The sequence below is a fragment of the Klebsiella sp. X1-16S-Nf21 genome (assembly GCF_002837615.1).
GTDB lineage: Bacteria > Pseudomonadota > Gammaproteobacteria > Enterobacterales > Enterobacteriaceae > Klebsiella > Klebsiella variicola.
Genome location: NZ_PJDK01000065.1, coordinates 1 through 18,763, shown reverse-complemented (window position 1 = coordinate 18,763; position 18,763 = coordinate 1). Strand labels below are relative to the sequence as shown.

Sequence of the window (18,763 nt, the reverse complement as noted above, 5' to 3'; positions counted from 1 at the left end):
CGTCATGACTCAGCAGGAATTTCTCTCGCGTCGCCAGGCGCTGCTGGCGCAGATGCAGCCAGGCAGCGCGGCGCTGATTTTCGCCGCACCGGAAGCGGTGCGTAGCGCAGATTCGGAATATCCCTACCGGCAGAACAGCGATTTTTGGTACTTCACCGGCTTCAACGAACCGGAAGCGCTGCTGGTGTTGATCAAAAGCGATGAAACGCACAACCATAGCGTGCTGTTTAACCGGGTTCGCGATCTGACCGCTGAGATCTGGTTCGGTCGCCGTCTGGGCCAGGATGCCGCGCCGGCGAAGCTCGGTGTGGATCGTGCGCTGGCGTTTAGCGAAATCAACCAGCAGCTGTATCAGCTGCTCAACGGCCTGGATGCTATCTACTTCGCCCAGGGTGAATATGCCTATGCCGATGAGATTGTGTTTAACGCCCTCGAAAAACTGCGCAAAGGCTCTCGCCAGAATCTGCAGGCGCCGAACTCGGTCATCGACTGGCGGCCCATCGTGCATGAGATGCGCCTGTTTAAATCTGCGGAAGAGCTGGCAGTGATGCGCCGCGCCGGCGAAATTTCCGCCCTTGCCCATACCCGGGCGATGGAAAAATGTCGCCCTGGCATGTTCGAGTATCAGCTGGAAGGCGAAATTCTCCATGAATTCAACCGCCACGGCGCGCGTTTCCCGTCCTATAACACCATCGTTGGCGGCGGCGAAAACGGCTGCATTCTGCACTACACCGAAAACGAATCCGAGCTGCGCGATGGCGATTTAGTGCTGATTGACGCCGGCTGCGAATACCGCGGCTATGCGGGCGATATCACCCGCACCTTCCCGGTTAACGGTAAATTCAGCAAACCGCAGCGTGAAATCTACGACATCGTGCTGGAGTCGCTGGAAACCGCGCTGGAGCTTTATCGTCCGGGCACCTCCATTTATGAAGTTAATCAGGAAGTGGTGCGCATTATGATTACCGGCCTGGTGCGGCTGGGGATCCTGAAAGGCGAGATTGACGAGCTCATCGCCAACAACGCCCACCGCCCGTACTTTATGCATGGCCTGAGCCACTGGTTGGGTCTGGATGTGCACGATGTCGGTAATTACGACACCGACCGTTCGCGGGTACTGGAACCGGGAATGGTGCTGACCGTCGAGCCGGGACTGTATATCGCCACCGATGCCGACGTGCCGGCCCAATATCGCGGCATCGGCATTCGTATTGAAGATGACATCGTCATTACCGAAGACGGCAACGAAAATCTCACCGCCAGCGTGGTGAAGAAGGCGGATGAGATCGAGGCGCTGATGGCGGCGGCGCGCCAGTCATGAGCGTGCTGATCGTCGGCGGCGGGATGACCGGGGCGACGCTCGCGCTGGCCATCTCCCGTTTGACCGGCGGCGCCCTGCCGGTCCATCTGATTGAGGCGCAGGATCCGCATTCGTCACGCCATCCCGGTTTTGACGATCGGGCAATTGCCCTGGCGGCCGGTACCTGCCAGCAGCTGGCGCGCATTGGTATCTGGCAGACCCTGGCTAAACGAGCGACGCCCATCCAGCGGGTCCATGTCAGCGACCGTGGTCACGCTGGTTTTGTGAACCTGGCGGCGGCCGATTACGGCTTGTCGGCGCTGGGGCAGGTGGTTGAACTCCACGATGTCGGCCAGCGGCTGTTTAGTCTGCTGCGCGAGGCGCCGGGCGTCACCCTGCACTGTCCGGCGAAAGTGGAAGCGGTCAGCCGCCGCGAGGAGAGCGTCAGCCTTACGCTTGAGGGCGGCGAAATCATCAACGGTAAGCTGCTGGTGGCGGCGGACGGTTCCCGTTCGTCGCTGGGCGCTCACTGCGGCATCAGCTGGCAGCAGCAGCCGTATGAGCAGATAGCGATCATTGCTAACGTTAGCACTGCGTTGCCGCACGAAGGCCGCGCCTTCGAGCGCTTTACCGAGCATGGTCCGCTGGCGATGCTGCCGATGTCGCAAGGGCGCTGTTCGCTGGTGTGGTGCCATCCGCAGTCGCGGCGCGACGAGGTACAGAGCTGGTCTGACGAACATTTTTGTCAGGCGTTACAGCAGGCATTCGGCTGGCGGCTGGGGCGTATTACCCATGCCGGTAAGCGCAGCGTCTATCCGTTAGCCTTAACCACCGCCACCCGTGCGGTGTCGCATCGCCTGGCGCTGGTCGGTAATGCGGCGCAGACGCTGCATCCGATCGCCGGGCAGGGCTTTAACCTCGGCCTGCGCGACGTGATGAGCCTGGCGGAGATGCTTGCCGATGCGCATGTGGCCCGCGACGATGTGGGCGATTATTCCCTGCTGTGCCGCTACCAGGCACGGCGGGCAGGTGATAAAGCCGCCACTATCGGTGTCACCGATGGGCTGGTGCATCTGTTTGCCAACCGTTGGGCGCCGCTGGTGGCGGGGCGCAACGTCGGTCTGATGGCCATGGACTTATTTACCCCGGCGCGCGATGCGCTGGCGCAGCGTACCCTCGGTTGGGTTCCCCGTTAAGGAGTAAAACGTGCAAAGTGTTGATGTTGCCATTGTTGGCGGTGGAATGGTGGGACTGGCGGTAGCCTGCGGTTTACAGGGCAGCGGCCTGCGCGTCGCGGTGCTGGAGAAAGCAGCGCCGCAGCCTCTGGCCGCCGATGCGCCGCCGGCGCTGCGCGTTTCGGCGATCAATGCCGCCAGCGAAAAGTTGCTGACTAAGCTGGATGTCTGGCGCGAGATCGTCGCCCAGCGCGCCAGCTGCTATCACGGTATGGAAGTGTGGGACAAAGACAGCTTCGGCCGCATTAGCTTCGATGACCAGAGCATGGGCTTTAGCCATCTGGGCCATATTATTGAAAATGCCGTGGTGCATCACGCATTGTGGCAGAAAGCGCAGCGCTGCGCTGACGTCACCCTGCTGGCGCCTGCGGAACTACAGCAGGTGGCGTGGGGTGAAAACGAAGCCTTTCTCAGCCTGCAGGGCGGCAGCATGTTGACCGCGAGGTTGGTGGTGGGCGCTGATGGCGCGAATTCATGGCTGCGTAATAAGGCCGATATTCCGCTGACCTTCTGGGATTACCACCATCATGCGCTGGTGGCGACGATTCGCACCGCTGAGCCGCATCAGGCGGTGGCACGCCAGGCGTTCCATGGCGAGGGTATTCTGGCCTTCCTGCCGCTCAGCGATCCGCACCTGTGCTCGATCGTCTGGTCGCTGTCGCCAGCGGAAGCGAAGCGGATGCAGGAGGCTGATGAAGCCACCTTCAACCAGGCGCTGAATATCGCCTTCGATAATGGTCTCGGCCTCTGCCAGCTGGCAAGCGAACGTGAAGTCTTCCCGCTGACCGGCCGCTATGCCCGTCAGTTCGCCGCCCATCGTCTGGCGCTGGTTGGCGATGCCGCGCATACCATCCACCCGCTGGCCGGGCAGGGGGTGAACCTTGGCTTTATGGACGCCGCCGAGCTTATCGACGAGTTGAGGCGCCTGCATGCGCAGGGGAAAGATATCGGCCAGCATTTGTACCTGCGCCGCTATGAGCGCAGCCGCAAACACAGCGCCGCGCTGATGCTGGCGGGTATGCAGGGATTCCGCGAAATGTTCTCCGGCAGCCATCCGGCGAAGAAATTCCTCCGCGACATGGGGCTCAAACTGGCCGATTCGCTGCCTGGCGTAAAACCGCAGTTGATTCGTCAGGCGATGGGCCTCAACGATCTCCCCGCCTGGTTACGTTAACCCCGTCACACTTCTTTTACCCGGCCTGCGTGCCGGGTTTTCTCCCTCATTTGAAATATTCTAATTTCACCTCTTTTTTCGCATTAGTTTTATTAATGCGCTCTTTTTTTTGTTAAAGAAATTAGGCCCGTAAAATCGCATAAAACACCATCATTGCCTTATCGATGAAAGCTTAATGTTAATTTTATGTGGCATAAATCGCTTTTTTCCAGTCAATAACTCTGTAGGCTTTTCGGCGGATTTTAGTCATAAGCTAATGTGATGCCCTGAATGAGCTTATGGTTTAGCGCCGGGTTCGGTGGTAAGTTCAGGCAAAAGAGAACGTTTGCGTCGGCGTCCGTCAGCGGTGCCGTCGCCGAATTTCGTGGCGCAAAATCGCCGACAATCTCGTGGCTGGTTCCGTTTTATTCGATGAGGAAAAGATGGCTCAACAGACTCCGTTGTATGAACAACACACGCTATGCGGCGCTCGCATGGTGGATTTCCATGGCTGGATGATGCCGCTGCATTACGGATCCCAGATTGATGAGCACCATGCGGTGCGCGGCGATGCAGGGATGTTCGATGTGTCGCATATGACCATCGTCGATTTCCACGGCAGCCGGATCCGCGAGTTCTTGCGCTATTTGCTGGCCAACGATGTGGCGAAGCTGACCACCCCAGGCAAAGCGCTCTACACGGGAATGCTTACCGCCTCCGCTGGCGTCATCGATGACCTGATTGTCTATTTCCTTTCTGAAGATTATTTCCGCCTCGTTGTTAACTCCGCCACCCGCGAAAAAGACCTCGCCTGGATCTCCGAGCAAGCTGAACCTTACGGCCTTGAAATTACCGTTCGCGACGATCTGTCGCTGATCGCGGTGCAGGGCCCCCAGGCGAAAGCGAAGGCGGCGACGCTGTTTACTGATGCGCAGCGTCAGGCCGTGGAAGGCATGAAGCCGTTCTTTGGCGTGCAGTCCGGCGACCTGTTTATCGCCACCACCGGTTATACCGGCGAAGCGGGCTATGAAATTGCGATGCCGAACGAGCAGGCGGCGGATTTCTGGCGCGGTCTGCTGGATGCCGGCGTTAAGCCTTGCGGTCTTGGCGCGCGCGACACCCTACGCCTGGAGGCCGGGATGAACCTGTATGGCCAGGAGATGGACGAAGGCGTCTCCCCGCTGGCGGCGAACATGGGCTGGACTATCGCCTGGGAGCCCGCCGATCGTAACTTTATCGGTCGCGAAGCGCTGGAGATGCAGCGCGAAAAAGGCACCGAGCAGCTGGTTGGCCTGGTGATGACCGAGAAAGGCGTCCTGCGCGGCGGCCTGCCGGTCCGTTTTACCGATAGCGACGGTAATCAAAAAGAAGGCATTATCACCAGCGGCACCTTCTCGCCGACCCTGGGCTACAGCATCGCGCTGGCGCGCGTGCCGGCCGGGATTGGCGACACCGCGGTGGTGCAAATTCGTAACCGTGAAATGCCGGTAAAAGTGACTAAACCTGGTTTTGTACGCAATGGCAAAGCCATTGTGTGATTTCCCTTTTTTGGAGATGAATTGATGAGCAACGTACCAGCAGAACTGAAATACAGCAAAGAACACGAATGGCTGCGTAAAGAAGCGGACGGCACCTATACCGTCGGGATCACCGAGCATGCGCAGGAGCTGCTGGGCGACATGGTTTTCGTTGACCTGCCGGAAGTGGGCGCCACCGTTGAAGCGGGCGCTGATTGCGCCGTTGCTGAATCCGTGAAAGCGGCTTCTGATATCTACGCGCCGATTAGCGGTGAAATCGTTGCCGTCAACGAAGAGTTAAACGACTCTCCGGAACTGGTCAACAGCGACCCGTACAGCGACGGCTGGATCTTCAAAATTAAAGCCAGCGACGAAGCGCAGGTTGCCGCGCTGCTGGATGCGACCGCCTATGAAGCTCTGTTAGAAGACGAATAAATACGCTTCATCCTTCACGCTGTAGGGGCGTTGGCTTCCTGGCTCCCCCCGGTCACTTACTTTTGTAAGCTCCCGGGGAGTCGCTGTGTCGCCGCCTTCCTGCAACGCGAATGATTTTGCGTATTCTGGCCCGGTAAGCATCAGCGCTTGCCGGGCAAACCAGTCAGACAATCACGATTCACCGCACGTTTCAGGAACCATCGCTCATGACTCAGACTTTAAGTCAGCTTGAAAACCGCGACGCCTTTATTGAACGTCACATTGGCCCGGACGCTCAGCAGCAGCAAGAGATGCTGAAGACCGTCGGCGCGGATTCGCTTAACGCCCTGATTGGCCAGATTGTGCCGCAGGATATCCAGCTGGCGACCCCACCGCAGGTGGGCGACGCGACTACCGAATTCGCCGCGCTGGCGGAGCTGAAGGCGATTGCCGGTCGCAACAAGCGCTTCAAGTCTTACATCGGCATGGGCTATACCGCCGTGCAGCTGCCGCCGGTCATTCAGCGCAACATGCTGGAAAACCCGGGCTGGTACACCGCCTATACCCCTTACCAGCCGGAAGTCTCCCAGGGCCGTCTGGAGTCGCTGCTCAACTTCCAACAGGTCACGCTGGATCTGACCGGGCTGGATATCGCTTCCGCTTCGCTGCTTGATGAAGCCACCGCCGCCGCCGAAGCGATGGCGATGGCCAAACGCGTCAGTAAACTGAAGAACGCCAACCGTTTCTTCGTTGCCGCCGACGTCCATCCGCAAACCCTGGACGTGGTGCGCACCCGCGCGAAAACTTTCGGCTTCGACGTGATCGTCGATGACGCCGACAAAGTGCTCGATCACCAGGATGTCTTTGGCGTGCTGCTGCAGCAGGTGGGCACCACCGGTGAAATCCACGATTACAGCAAACTGATCGCCGAGCTGAAAGCGCGCAAAGTGATTGTCAGCGTCGCCGCCGACTTTATGGCGCTGGTGCTGCTGACGGCGCCGGGCAAGCAGGGCGCGGATATTGTCTTCGGTTCCGCCCAACGCTTCGGCGTGCCGATGGGCTATGGCGGCCCGCACGCGGCCTTCTTCGCGGCGAAAGATGAATTCAAACGCTCCATGCCGGGCCGGATTATCGGCGTATCGAAAGATGCGGCGGGTAATACCGCGCTGCGCATGGCGATGCAGACTCGCGAGCAGCATATCCGCCGCGAGAAAGCGAACTCCAACATTTGTACCTCGCAGGTTCTGCTGGCCAACATCGCCAGCCTCTACGCGGTATTCCACGGCCCGGCGGGCCTGAAACGTATCGCTGGCCGCATTCATCGCCTGACCGATATTCTGGCCGACGGCCTGCAGAAGAAAGGGCTGAAGCTGCGTCATGCGCACTACTTCGATACCCTGTGCGTCGAAGTGGCGGATAAAGCTGCGGTGCTGGCGCGTGCCGAAGCGCTGCAGATTAACCTGCGTAGCGATATTCACGGCGCGGTTGGCATTACGCTCGATGAAGCGACCACCCGCGAAGATGTGCTGAACCTGTTCCGCGCCATCGTCGGCGACGATCACGGTCTGGATATCGATACCCTGGATAAAGACGTGGCGCTGGATAGCCGTTCGATCCCGGCGGCGATGCTGCGCGACGATGCGATCCTCACCCATCCGGTGTTTAACCGCTACCATAGCGAAACCGAGATGATGCGCTACATGCATGCGCTGGAGCGTAAAGATCTGGCGCTGAACCAGGCGATGATCCCGCTGGGCTCCTGCACCATGAAACTGAACGCCGCGGCGGAGATGATCCCGATCACCTGGCCGGAATTTGCCGAGCTGCACCCGTTCTGTCCGGTCGAGCAGGCGGAAGGTTATCATCAGATGATCGCCCAGCTTTCTGACTGGCTGGTGAAACTGACCGGCTATGACGCCGTCTGTATGCAGCCGAACTCCGGCGCGCAGGGCGAGTATGCTGGCCTGCTGGCGATTCGCCACTATCACGAAAGCCGCAACGAAGGCCATCGCGATATCTGCCTGATCCCAAGCTCCGCGCACGGCACCAACCCGGCTTCCGCGCAGATGGCGGGTATGCAGGTCGTGGTCGTTGCCTGCGACAAAAACGGCAACATCGATCTTGCCGACCTGCGTGAAAAAGCAGAGCAGGCAGGGGCGAATCTCTCCTGCATCATGGTCACCTATCCGTCAACCCACGGCGTGTATGAAGAGACCATCCGTGAAGTGTGCGAGATCGTGCACCAGTTCGGCGGTCAGGTTTATCTCGATGGCGCCAACATGAACGCCCAGGTCGGGATCACTTCTCCGGGCTTTATCGGCGCCGACGTTTCGCACCTCAACCTGCATAAAACCTTCTGCATTCCGCACGGCGGCGGCGGTCCAGGTATGGGCCCTATCGGTGTGAAAGCGCACCTGGCGCCGTTTGTACCGGGCCACAGCGTGGTACAGATTGAAGGTATGCTGACCCGTCAGGGCGCGGTTTCCGCCGCGCCGTTCGGCAGCGCTTCCATTCTGCCGATCAGCTGGATGTATATCCGCATGATGGGCGCGGAAGGCCTGAAGCAGGCGAGCCAGAACGCGATCCTTAACGCCAACTATATCGCTACCCGGCTGAAAGAGGCTTACCCGGTGCTCTATACCGGCCGCGATGGTCGCGTGGCGCACGAATGTATTCTCGATATTCGTCCGCTGAAAGAAGAGACCGGCATTAGCGAGCTGGATATTGCTAAACGCCTGATCGACTTTGGTTTCCATGCGCCGACCATGTCCTTCCCGGTTGCCGGGACGCTGATGGTTGAGCCGACAGAATCGGAAAGCAAGGTAGAGCTGGACCGCTTTATTGACGCCATGCTGGCGATCCGCGCGGAAATCGACCGCGTCAAAGCCGGTGAATGGCCGCTGGAAGACAACCCGCTGGTGAACGCGCCGCACACCCAGGGTGAGCTGGTCAGCGAGTGGAACCATCCGTACAGCCGCGAGCTGGCGGTATTCCCGGCTGGGTTGCACAACAAGTACTGGCCGACGGTGAAACGTCTGGATGATGTCTACGGCGACCGCAACCTGTTCTGCTCCTGCGTGCCGATGAGCGAATACCAGTAAGTGGTGAATTAGCTAAACTTTTAAAGGCGCTGCGGCGCCTTTATTTTTTGGAGGGAAGGTATGGCGATAGCTCTGATTAGCGGCGCGAGCCGCGGCATAGGCCGGGCGACGGCGCTGCTGCTGGCGCAGGAAGGGTATACCGTCGCGGTTAATTATCATCACAACATTAACGCCGCCACCGAAGTGGTCAATACCATTGTTGAATCTGGCGGCAAAGCCACGGCGCTGCGGGCGGATATCAGCGATGAAGCGCAGGTGATGGCGATGTTTGAGGCGGTTGACCGCATGGGCGAACCGTTGACGGCATTGGTCAACAATGCCGGGATCCTGTTTACCCAATGTACGGTGGAGAGCCTGAGCGCTGAGCGTATTAACCGCGTGCTGGCCACCAACGTCACCGGCTACTTCCTCTGTTGTCGTGAGGCGGTAAAGCGCATGGCGCATCGGCATGGCGGCAAGGGCGGGGCGATAGTTAACGTGTCGTCGGCGGCCTCGCGCCTTGGCGCGCCGGGCGAGTACGTTGACTATGCCGCGTCGAAAGGGGCGGTAGATACCCTGACCACCGGGCTGGCGCTGGAAGTGGCGGCGCAAGGGATCCGGGTGAACGGCGTGCGTCCGGGGCTGATTTATACCGAGATGCACGCCTCCGGCGGCGAACCGGGACGCGTGGACCGGGTAAAAAATTCGCTGCCGATGCAGCGCGGCGGCCAGCCGGAAGAGGTCGCTCAGGCCATTGCCTGGCTGCTGAGCGACAAAGCGTCGTATGTGACGGGCAGTTTTCTTGAACTGGCGGGCGGTAAATAACCCATAGATGTCTATTGCCCGGCGGCGCTGCGCTTGCCGGGCCTACAGGGTAACCTTCCCGCATGCGGCTACGCCTTATCCGGGCTACCCAACGATGCCTACCCGTAGCCTGGCTGAGCGCAGCGCGAGCCGGGGAAACCGACGGTCTACCAGGAGGCCAGCCACAGCCTCAGGCGCATTCCCCAACCGCTGGTCCAGCCGGTGGTGACCGACTTAACCTCGCCTCGATAAATCACCACCAGCGTTGGCGTTACCTGGATATCCCACTGCCGCGCCAGCTGGCCGCTCGGATCATTCACCGTCGGCAGCGTCATTTTCTTCCTGGTCAGCCACTTCTCCAGCGCGGCGTTATCGCCGGAACGCAGGGCTACCGTCAGCACATTGCCGCCGTCGGCGGCAAGTGATGCCACCGACGGCGTGGTATAGCGACAGACTCCGCACCAGGTCGCCCAGACGTACAGCAGCAGCGGCTTTTGCTGGCTCATGGCGTTCAGATCCAGCGTCCTGCCGTCGAGTGTCTGCAGCGATGTGGCGCTGACGTTTTGCGGCAGCGCGGGCTGGCGAAAATAATCCACCGCCAGGCTCACCGCCGCGCCAATCAGCAGCCACACCGCCAGCTCGCGTAGCCAGCGCCTGATTTTACTGGCCACGGGCTTTCGCCAGCTGCTCTTTCACCAGCCCCTCCAGGTCTTCAGCAGGGATCGCGCCGGCCACCATCTGATCGCCGATGATGGTCGCCGGGGTGCCCTGAATATTCAGCACCTGCGACAAAATCAGGTTCATCTTCAGCGAATCCATAGTCTTGTCATCAATATTCACGCTATCGGTGGCGGTTTTCTTCTGCGCGGCGGCGATGCTGGCGTCATCGTGATAGCCTTTTTTCGCCATCAGCCGCTGATGCAGCGTCCAGAACTTATCGGGCTGCTGACGCCAGGTGGAGAGCGCGGCTTTAGCGGCATTCACCGAACTCTGCCCTTTAAACGGCAGCAGCTTAACGATGAGCTGAATATCCGGATTATCGTGGACGATTTTTTCCAGCAGCGGATCAAACTGTTTGCAGTAAGGACAGTTGTAATCGGTAAACGAGACGATTGTGAGCTTCGGCGCTTTCGCGCCGGTGCGCGGGCTATTCGGATCGTTAAACAGCAGCTGGGCTAACTGGTCATTACCGTTCGATTGTGGTTCTTCTGCCGGCGCGGCGAAGCTGAAGGCCGATACGCACAGCAGTAATAAGGCGGTGATAGCTCTCATGTTATTTTCCTTTAGCGGCGGACAGGTCGGCGAGAAGTTGTTCGCGGTCTAACAGCGCAGGCAGAATTTGTCCCTGCGGCAATCCCGGTCCGTAAATCTGGTTAAACGGCACCGCGGCGCTGCCGCGTGCGGTTAAAAACTGACTAATGTCAGCGGAGGGGCGGCTCCAGTCGCCGCGTAAGGCGATCACATCTGGCGCTGATAGCGCCTGCTGGATGTCGTCGCGCAGCAGCACGTTGTATTTATTGGCTTTACAGGTCACGCACCAGTCGGCGGTGACATCAATAAATACCCGTTTATGCTCCGCAAGGGCGTTAGCGATAGCCTGCTCGCTGAGCGGCTGCCAGTTAACCCGGTCTCGGCGCGGGCCCTGGCCGTCCTGTTGTGCGACAAAGGCGACGGCGCCCGCCACCACGATGGCCAGAGCGCCCGCGCGCAGCGCCGTACGCCAGCGGTAGCGCCAGGCGGTGGCCAATAGCAGGCCGATGGCCAGAATCACCAGCAGGGTAAGCACCGGCGTACGGCCGATGTGGATCGTCAGCAGGCTAACCAGCCATAGCGCTGAACCAAGCATCATTAGCCCCAACACCACGCGCAGATGATTCATCCAGAGGCCTGGACGTGGAAGTCGTTGCGCCAGACCCGGCCAGGCGACAATAAGCAGCCACGGCAGGCTCATGCCGATCCCCATGGCGAAGAAAATCCCCCACAGCAGCGGCAACGGCGCCACCAGCGCCACCGACACGGCGGTACCGAGGAACGGCGCGGTACAGGGCGTCGCCAGCAGGGTGGCGAAGGCGCCCTGCCAAAAATGGCCCATCAAGCCGTTGCCGCCGCGGGTGGCGAGGAAGGTACTGGCGCTGGAGGAGAGACGGATTTCGAATAGTCCCAATAAACTGGCGCTGAACAGCACCATCACCAGTGCCATCGCGCCGATAAACCACGGGTTCTGGAACTGGATCCCCCAGCCGAGCGCCTGATTACCTAAGCGTAGCGCGGTCATCATCAGCGCCAGCGCCAGGAAGGAGACGACGATCCCGCATACCGAGGCGAGGAACTGCCGCCGCACCGCGCCGCGTTCACGACGTTCGGTTTGCACCAATGAGCCGAGTTTCATCGCCAGCACCGGCAGCACGCAAGGCATGACGTTGAGAATAAGCCCGCCGGCCAGCGCCATCAGCAGCACCCAGCCTAACGCCAGCCACGTCGCGGTACTGCCGGCACTGATGGCGATCTGGCTTTCCTGCGCCTGGCCGCTATCGGCCAGCACCAGCGACAGCGTTTTGCCGCTCAGGTCCGGCGCCGCTTCGCCCCAGCTATCGGTGACCGGTACGGTGGCGGTTAACGTATCGCCGCGGCTGGTAAAACTCGGCGTGCCGAAATCGACATCCTCCATGCTGTCGATAAACAGCGCTGGCTGCTGCCAGCCGGCATCGCGGCGGGCAGTTACCGTCAGCTTTCCGCTGACGTAGCTGGCGCTAAGCGCCGAGGTGAGACCGTCGCGCAGCGGCAGCGTGCCCATCGCGCGGGTGAAATCGTAATTAAATTGCTCCCCCGCCGGAGCCGTCATATCCAGCGAAAAGGGGTAGTCAGTGAGAATGCAGACATTGCTGCAGGTAGAGAGCGTCAGGACGCCGCTAAGCGTCGGCGGTATTTTCCCGCGCAGGGTCATCGGGAAGCTGACGTCGCCGTGATACCCCTGAGTGGAAATACCCGCGACGTCGAAGCGCTGCGGCGTCGGCCAGCGCCAGTTAACCTCCAGCGGCGTGTGCCAGGCGATAGCTGGCGCGATGCCGCCTTCGCCCGGCGAACGCCAGTAGGTTTTCCAGCCCTTTTCCAGCGCTACGTCTAAAAGCAGTCGGGTGTCGCCATTGCCTTCGCTTTGCGCCCGCAGGCGCACGCTGGCGTGTTGATTGTCGGCGACGCGCAGCCAGCCGCTATCGGCGGCCTGGCTGACGGGCAGCCATAGCCAAAGCAGGCAGACCAGCAGTCGCCTGAATACCATAAACATAAATTTTCTCCGTAAGTAATAAATTAACCTGAGCTGTCAGGAGAATTAATCACTCACGGAAGACGCATAATCGCAGATGCACCCGCAATCGGGGTGGGGAGATAACGCGGGGAGGCCACTGGCGTTCGATACGCGGCGGGATCGCCGCCAGCACCGCCAGCAGCAGAGTGATAGCCAACAGCGCCCCTTCAAACAGCATCGGCGGAACGGCCATCAGCGACTTGGCGCTGAGCTCGCACGGCGTGACCGGCGCCTCGGCCTTATCCGGGTTTTGCTGTAGCGACGGGCTGTCGGCGGTGAGGTTCATGACCAGCGCGTGCATCCCGGCCATCCGCTGGGCGGTGCAGGTCAGCACCACCAGACAGGCCAGGAGGACAAAAAGAATGGCTTTGCGTTGTCGCTTAATCATGATCGCCTCAAATATTCACGCGGCCTATCTTATCGGGCGAACGCGTTTTGGCAATGGTAAAGCTGTAAAGAAGTGTCTGGCGGATAAGTGATTTGCCCCCTCCCGGCCGGGAGAGGGCGGTCAGTTACAGATTCTCACCGTTGCTGGCGATAACCGCTTTGTACCAGTTAAAGCTCTTCTTGCGCGAGCGGGACATGTCGCCGGTGCCGTCATCGTGTTTATTGACGTAGATGAAGCCGTAGCGTTTGCTGTACTGCCCGGTAGTGAAGGAGACGCAGTCGATGCAGCCCCATGGGGTATAGCCCATCAGATCGACGCCGTCATAAGTCACCGCTTTGATCATCTCTTCGACGTGGGCGCGCAGATAATCGATGCGGTAGTCATCGTTGATGCTGCCGTCGGCTTCGACTTTGTCGTAGGCGCCGAAGCCGTTTTCCACGATAAACAGCGGCTTCTGGTAGCGCTCATACAGTTCGCACAAGGCGTAGCGCAGGCCAACCGGGTCAATCTGCCAGCCCCAGTCGGAGGCTTTGACGTGCGGGTTCGGCACGCTGCCTTCGAAACCGGAAATGGCATCGCCGGTGCCGCCCTCAGCTTTCACCGCGTTGGTCATGTAGTAGCTGAAGCCGAGGTAGGCGCAGGTGCCTTCGCGCAGGATCTGCGCGTCGCCGTCTTCCATTTTGATGTTGAAGCCACGGCGTTCCCATTCATTCAACACATAGCTCGGGTAGTAACCGCGCAACTGGACATCGGTAAAGACGTAGCGTTCGCGCATCGACTCCTGGGCGAACATGACATCTTCCGGTTTGCAGGAATAAGGGTAGAGGGCGACCATCGCCAGCATGCAGCCGACCTGCATTTCCGGGTTGATACGACGGGCCGCTTTCACCGCCAGCGCGCTGGCGACGAACTGGTGATGCAGCACCTGGTACATGGTCTCTTCCGGATTTTCATGCTCGGTATAGACCACGCCGGAACAGCAGTAGCCGAACAGCGGCGCGCGCCAGTTGCGCTGGTTATTGATCTCGTTGAAGGTCATCCAGTATTTCACTTTGTGCTTATAGCGCTCGAAGACCACTTCGGCGAAGCGTACAAAGAAATCGACCACTTTGCGGTTGGTCCAGCCGCCGTACTGCTGTACCAGATGCAGCGGCATTTCAAAGTGGGAAAGGGTGATCACCGGCTCGATGTTGTACTTCAGCAGTTCATCGAACATGTCATCGTAGAATTTCAGCCCTTCTTCATTCGGCTGAGTTTCGTCGCCCTGCGGGAAGATGCGGGTCCAGGCAATAGAGGTGCGGAAGCACTTGAAGCCCATCTCGGCGAACAGCTTGATGTCTTCTTTGTAGTGGCCGTAGAAATCGACCGCTTCATGATTAGGGTAATATTTACCCGCTTCGACCTGGTGGGTGATTTCGCGCGGTACGCCGTGCGCCCCGCCGGTCAGCACGTCGCAGATGCTCGGGCCTTTGCCGCCTTTATTCCAGCCGCCTTCAACCTGATGCGCGGCGACCGCGCCGCCCCACAAAAAGTCTTTGGGAAGAGTCAATTTTTTCATCTTTGCTAATCTCTCTGAATAACTATTGCGATTGAGTCTAGCAAAGCGAAATTGAATGTCACGATATAACAAATTCCGCTAAACGTAATATGTTACATCGAAAAAACAGGCTGTTATTTTTAGCTGATTTTGCGCGCTAATTTACGTCCCAGCGATTCAAGGATATAGATCACCGGAATTTGCGTTGTAATATCGTAGACGCCGCCGATGCGCGTCTGCGGCACGTGCCAGGAGAGATTGAAATCAGCCAGTTTCGCCAGCCGCGAATGCTCGTGGCTGGTAATCGACATCACCTTGCAGCGGTGCAGGCTGAACTGGCTGGCGAAGCGCAGGATCTCTTCGGTTTCGCCGGAGACGGAAAGCACGATCGCCAGCGCGTTACGGGCCATATCATTGGTTACCGGAAAATAGGGGTCGTCAATATGGTTGCTGAATTTACCGACGTTGGAAAAGAAGCGTGCGCCATATTTCGCCAGCGCGCCGGAGGTGCCGGCGCCGACGAAAATAATACGTTCCGAAGCGAGAATAATATCCACGGCCTGCTCGAGTAATTCATCGAACTCGTCATTATTGACGCTTTTAAAAAAGCTCATAATTTCGCTGGCGCCGATATTTGCCTGTTGAGGCTCATTCTGCTCAAGATATAATTTAAAGCGTACGCGAAATTCAGAGTAGCCCTCGCACTGCAGTTTGCGGCAGAAGCGCAACACGGTGGTGGTGGAGACCCCGGCGGCCTCGGCCAGTTCGCGGATGGTCATGTACATCACTTTGTCACGATTCTTAATGACATAGTGATAGACCATCATCTCAAGATTATTGAGACTGGCGACAGCGGCGTGGGAGAACATACTCACAGTGGCGAACTCACAATTCATAATGACCAGGACGGAATTATATCATGCAGGCCAATGACATTACCTTTTTTCAGCGTTTTCAGGAGGACATCCTTGCCGGGCGCAAAACGATTACTATCCGCGATGCGGCGGAATCGCATTTTAAACCGGGTGACGTCCTGCGCGTTGGGCGCTATGAAGATGACGGCTATTTTTGCACCATCGCCGTGACCGCCACCTCGACGGTGACGCTCGATACGCTAACTGAACAGCATGCTCAACAGGAGAATATGACCCTCGAACAACTGCGGCAGGTGATTAGGGAAATCTATCCTGCGGAAGATCGGTTTTATGTTATTGAATTCAAACGCCTTTAAATAAAACCGGCACAACTGTTAGTTGAAATAACATTGTAACATTATGATTTTAATGTATTTACAAATATACATCGTTTTATTTTAGCTAACATGTGTTCACTGGAATCATTCTCAGTTACCCTAAGTGGGCAATGAAAGCGTTCTTGTTTTCACGGAGTCAAATATGGTGCGCAAACCATTAATCACTCAGGGATATTCTCTGGCAGAGGAAGTTGCCAACAGCATCAGCCACGGGATCGGGCTGGTGTTCGGTATTGTCGGCCTCGTGTTGCTGCTGGTGCAGGCGGTAGACACCAACGCCAGCGCGACGGCGATCACCAGCTACAGCCTGTACGGCGGCAGCATGATTATGCTGTTCCTCGCCTCTACGCTCTATCACGCGATCCCGCATCAGCGGGCGAAACAGTGGCTGAAAAAGTTCGACCACTGCGCTATCTACCTGCTGATTGCCGGGACCTACACGCCGTTCTTGCTGGTGGGGTTGAATTCACCGCTGGCAAAGGGGCTGATGATCGTCATCTGGAGCCTGGCCCTGCTGGGGATCCTGTTTAAGCTGACCATCGCGCACCGCTTTAAAATTCTGTCGCTGGTGACTTATCTGACCATGGGCTGGCTGTCGCTTATCGTGGTCTATCAGCTGGCAGTGAAGCTGGCGGTGGGCGGCGTAACGCTGCTGGCGGTCGGCGGGGTGGTGTACTCGCTGGGGGTTATCTTCTACGTCTGCAAACGTATTCCCTATAACCACGCTATCTGGCACGGCTTCGTGCTCGGCGGCAGCGTGTGTCACTTCCTGGCGATCTATCTGTACGTCGGCCAGTCCTGATTAAACTTCCACGGTGGCGCTGCGCTTACCGTGGCTACGGTTATCTGCGGCCTGGAAATCCCACGGTGGCGCTACGCTTACCGTGGCTACGGTATTTGCAGTCAAGTAGCCCGGCTAAGGCGCGAGCGCCGCAAGCCGGGAGTCATAACGCTTTATTACACGTCTTCCAGCGAATAGGGCAGCGGTTCGATGCGCAGGCTGCCGGCATCGTCGCGCACGCGGAAGATGCTGTCCGGCTCCATATCGTTATTCATCACCACCTGCACCAGCAACTGGCCATCATCCAGCTGAACCGCCGCAAGCACCGTCCCGGTGCGGCGCCAGTTGTCGCCCATTTTCAGCTCCAGATCTTCCCCCGCTTCCGGCACCCGGCTGGCGGTCCCTGACAGCGTCCACAGCGCACGCTTATTGGCGCCGCGGAATTTCGCCCGCGCCACCATCTCCTGACCGGTGTAGCAGCCTTTCCTGAAGCTGATACCGCCCAGCGCCTGCAGGTTGGTCGCCTGCGGAATGAACTGCCCGCTGTTGGCGCTGTCGATAACCGGCAGACCGGCTTCAATATTCAGCGCCAGCCACTGCTGGCTGTTATTGAGCTGCGCTTCGCCGCGCAGCGCATCGGTAACGCGATTGGCGGTGTCGACATCAGTCACCAGCAGGAAGCGTTCACCTGGATGTTCAAACCACAGCAGGCTGGTGGCGCCTTCGCTGACCACCGGGGCGGCCGCGTCGGGCAGGGCAGCGAACAGCGGCGCCAGCGCGGCGCGCGCCTGGAAGCCGGCCACCCCCAACAGAACCAGATCGTCGTTGGCGGCGATGGTGACTTTAGAGAAGACGGCATATTTTTTCAGTTCGGTCAGCTGTACGTCGCGCAGGCTGCGGCGCTCGATCCATGCGAAGCCGCCGTCGCGGCGGAATACGCGCAGATTGCTCCACATCTTGCCTTTGGCGTCACAGTGGGCGGCAAGCAGATGCTGAGCATCGGTGAGATTGCTCACATCGGCGGTAATCTGCCCCTGCAGATATTTTTCGCTATCCGGCCCGCTAATCGTCGCCAGCGCCCAGTCATCCAGGGTCATCAGCGTTAACGGCAGACGAGCGGAAGAGGAAGGCTGACGCGGAGGAAAAGGTGTAAAAGCCATAGTCATATCCTGAATCGCTTAACGCAGTGTGTGTGACCAATGGTAAAAGAGCTATAGTGCATTGCAAGTGCTTTCAACAGGCCATTTGTGCGCTGGCGTGAGACAGCCGCCTGACGCAGGGAATCAATAAGCCCATCATTATTTTATGGTTTTTATGGAAGGATGCTCGCATTCAGCGATATTCCTGTAAAGTTACGGCAGAAAACGGGTTAAACTAACCTATATTTTGCTGCTGGAAGGTCAACATGGACATTAACAATAAAGCACGTATCCACTGGGCATGCCGCCGCGGGATGCGCGAACTCGACATCTCCATCATGCCGTTCTTTGAGTATGAGTACGATACCCTCAGCGACGCTGACAAACAGCTGTTCATTCGCCTGCTGGAAAATGACGATCCGGATCTGTTCAACTGGCTGATGAACCACGGCAAACCGGCCGATGCGGAGCTGCAGCGGATGGTAACCTTAATTCAGACACGGAATCGGGAACGTGGTCCTGTGGCAATCTGATCTCCGTATCTCCTGGCGCGCGCAGTGGTTTTCCCTGCTGCTCCACGGCGTTGTGGCGGCGCTGGTGCTGTTGGTTCCCTGGCCGCTAAGCTACACCCCGATCTGGCTGCTGCTGTTGTCGCTGGTAGTGTTTGACTGCGTGCGCAGCCAGCGGCGGATCCATGCCCGTCGCGGAGAGATAAAACTGCTCACCGATTCCCGTCTTCGCTGGCAAAACGCCGAATGGGAGATCCTCGGGACGCCGTGGGTCATCAATAGCGGTATGCTGCTGCGTTTACGCCATGTCGATACCCGGCGCGGGCAGCATCTGTGGCTGGCGGCGGATA

At 58.6% G+C, this 18,763-nt stretch carries 18 protein-coding genes; 11 read left to right on the top strand and 7 right to left on the bottom strand.

Annotated features, from left to right (window positions below; genetic code table 11):
- The first annotated feature begins 4 nt into the window (after positions 1-4).
- From pepP to CW267_RS23150, 7 genes are all read left to right on the top strand, one after another.
- Entirely contained in the window at positions 5-1,321 is a 1,317-nt protein-coding gene (pepP, locus tag CW267_RS23180) for a Xaa-Pro aminopeptidase (protein ID WP_008806443.1), read from the top strand.
- On the top strand, positions 1,318-2,496 hold the full coding sequence (gene ubiH / locus CW267_RS23175; protein WP_008806442.1) for a 2-octaprenyl-6-methoxyphenyl hydroxylase: 1,179 nt from the start codon (positions 1,318-1,320) through the stop codon (positions 2,494-2,496). Before pepP ends, ubiH begins: the two co-directional genes overlap by 4 nt.
- A 10-nt stretch (positions 2,497-2,506) precedes the next feature.
- Positions 2,507-3,709 carry an FAD-dependent 2-octaprenylphenol hydroxylase gene (ubiI, locus tag CW267_RS23170; RefSeq protein ID WP_008806441.1) on the top strand — a complete coding sequence of 401 codons (1,203 nt, stop codon included), beginning with the start codon at positions 2,507-2,509 and terminating at the stop codon, positions 3,707-3,709.
- A 422-nt stretch (positions 3,710-4,131) separates the two neighbouring features.
- Positions 4,132-5,226 carry a glycine cleavage system aminomethyltransferase GcvT gene (gene gcvT / locus CW267_RS23165; protein WP_008806440.1) on the top strand — a complete coding sequence of 365 codons (1,095 nt, stop codon included), beginning with the start codon at positions 4,132-4,134 and terminating at the stop codon, positions 5,224-5,226.
- Positions 5,227-5,250: 24 nt separating this feature from the next.
- On the top strand, positions 5,251-5,640 hold the full coding sequence (gcvH, locus tag CW267_RS23160; protein WP_008806439.1) for a glycine cleavage system protein GcvH: 390 nt from the start codon (positions 5,251-5,253) through the stop codon (positions 5,638-5,640).
- Positions 5,641-5,846: 206 nt separating this feature from the next.
- Positions 5,847-8,720 carry an aminomethyl-transferring glycine dehydrogenase gene (gene gcvP / locus CW267_RS23155; protein WP_008806438.1) on the top strand — a complete coding sequence of 958 codons (2,874 nt, stop codon included), beginning with the start codon at positions 5,847-5,849 and terminating at the stop codon, positions 8,718-8,720.
- A gap of 60 nt (positions 8,721-8,780) precedes the next feature.
- Positions 8,781-9,524 carry an SDR family oxidoreductase gene (locus CW267_RS23150; RefSeq protein ID WP_008806437.1) on the top strand — a complete coding sequence of 248 codons (744 nt, stop codon included), beginning with the start codon at positions 8,781-8,783 and terminating at the stop codon, positions 9,522-9,524.
- 146 nt (positions 9,525-9,670) lie between these two features.
- Here the strand turns inward: CW267_RS23150 and CW267_RS23145 are convergent, their stop codons facing one another.
- The 6 genes from CW267_RS23145 to CW267_RS23120 form a co-directional block, all read right to left on the bottom strand.
- A complete protein-coding gene (locus CW267_RS23145; protein WP_008806436.1) occupies positions 9,671-10,174 on the bottom strand; it encodes a protein disulfide oxidoreductase in 504 nt (167 codons plus the stop codon).
- The gene (locus CW267_RS23140; protein WP_012967241.1) at positions 10,164-10,775 is read right to left on the bottom strand and encodes a DsbA family protein; all 612 of its coding nucleotides are present in this window, start codon (positions 10,773-10,775) and stop codon (positions 10,164-10,166) included. Before CW267_RS23140 ends, CW267_RS23145 begins: the two co-directional genes overlap by 11 nt.
- Position 10,776: 1 nt before the next feature.
- A complete protein-coding gene (locus tag CW267_RS23135; protein WP_023340715.1) occupies positions 10,777-12,786 on the bottom strand; it encodes a protein-disulfide reductase DsbD family protein in 2,010 nt (669 codons plus the stop codon).
- 49 nt (positions 12,787-12,835) lie between these two features.
- Positions 12,836-13,195, bottom strand: coding sequence for a hypothetical protein (locus CW267_RS23130; protein ID WP_012967243.1), 360 nt, complete (start codon positions 13,193-13,195; stop codon positions 12,836-12,838).
- Between the two features lie 124 nt (positions 13,196-13,319).
- Complete coding sequence (bglA, locus tag CW267_RS23125; protein ID WP_012967244.1) at positions 13,320-14,753, bottom strand: 6-phospho-beta-glucosidase BglA; 1,434 nt, start codon at positions 14,751-14,753, stop codon at positions 13,320-13,322.
- A gap of 119 nt (positions 14,754-14,872) precedes the next feature.
- Entirely contained in the window at positions 14,873-15,601 is a 729-nt protein-coding gene (locus CW267_RS23120; RefSeq protein WP_012967245.1) for a MurR/RpiR family transcriptional regulator, read from the bottom strand.
- 50 nt (positions 15,602-15,651) lie between these two features.
- Between CW267_RS23120 and yqfB the strand changes: the two genes are divergently transcribed.
- Positions 15,652-15,963 carry a N(4)-acetylcytidine aminohydrolase gene (gene yqfB / locus CW267_RS23115; RefSeq protein WP_008806430.1) on the top strand — a complete coding sequence of 104 codons (312 nt, stop codon included), beginning with the start codon at positions 15,652-15,654 and terminating at the stop codon, positions 15,961-15,963.
- 163 nt (positions 15,964-16,126) lie between these two features.
- Positions 16,127-16,786 (top strand): PAQR family membrane homeostasis protein TrhA, encoded by a 660-nt coding sequence (trhA, locus tag CW267_RS23110; RefSeq protein WP_008806429.1) that lies wholly within the window; start codon positions 16,127-16,129, stop codon positions 16,784-16,786.
- 155 nt (positions 16,787-16,941) lie between these two features.
- Here the strand turns inward: trhA and ygfZ are convergent, their stop codons facing one another.
- Positions 16,942-17,925 carry a tRNA-modifying protein YgfZ gene (gene ygfZ / locus CW267_RS23105; RefSeq protein WP_008806428.1) on the bottom strand — a complete coding sequence of 328 codons (984 nt, stop codon included), beginning with the start codon at positions 17,923-17,925 and terminating at the stop codon, positions 16,942-16,944.
- Positions 17,926-18,170: 245 nt separating this feature from the next.
- Here ygfZ and sdhE point away from each other — a divergent pair, with 245 nt between their 5' ends.
- Positions 18,171-18,437: an FAD assembly factor SdhE gene (sdhE, locus tag CW267_RS23100; protein WP_002916312.1), complete on the top strand. Its 267-nt coding sequence runs from the start codon at positions 18,171-18,173 to the stop codon at positions 18,435-18,437.
- A partial coding sequence (locus CW267_RS23095; protein WP_101148660.1) for a protein YgfX occupies positions 18,418-18,763 on the top strand: 346 nt, incomplete at its 3' end. The genes sdhE and CW267_RS23095, both read left to right, overlap by 20 nt.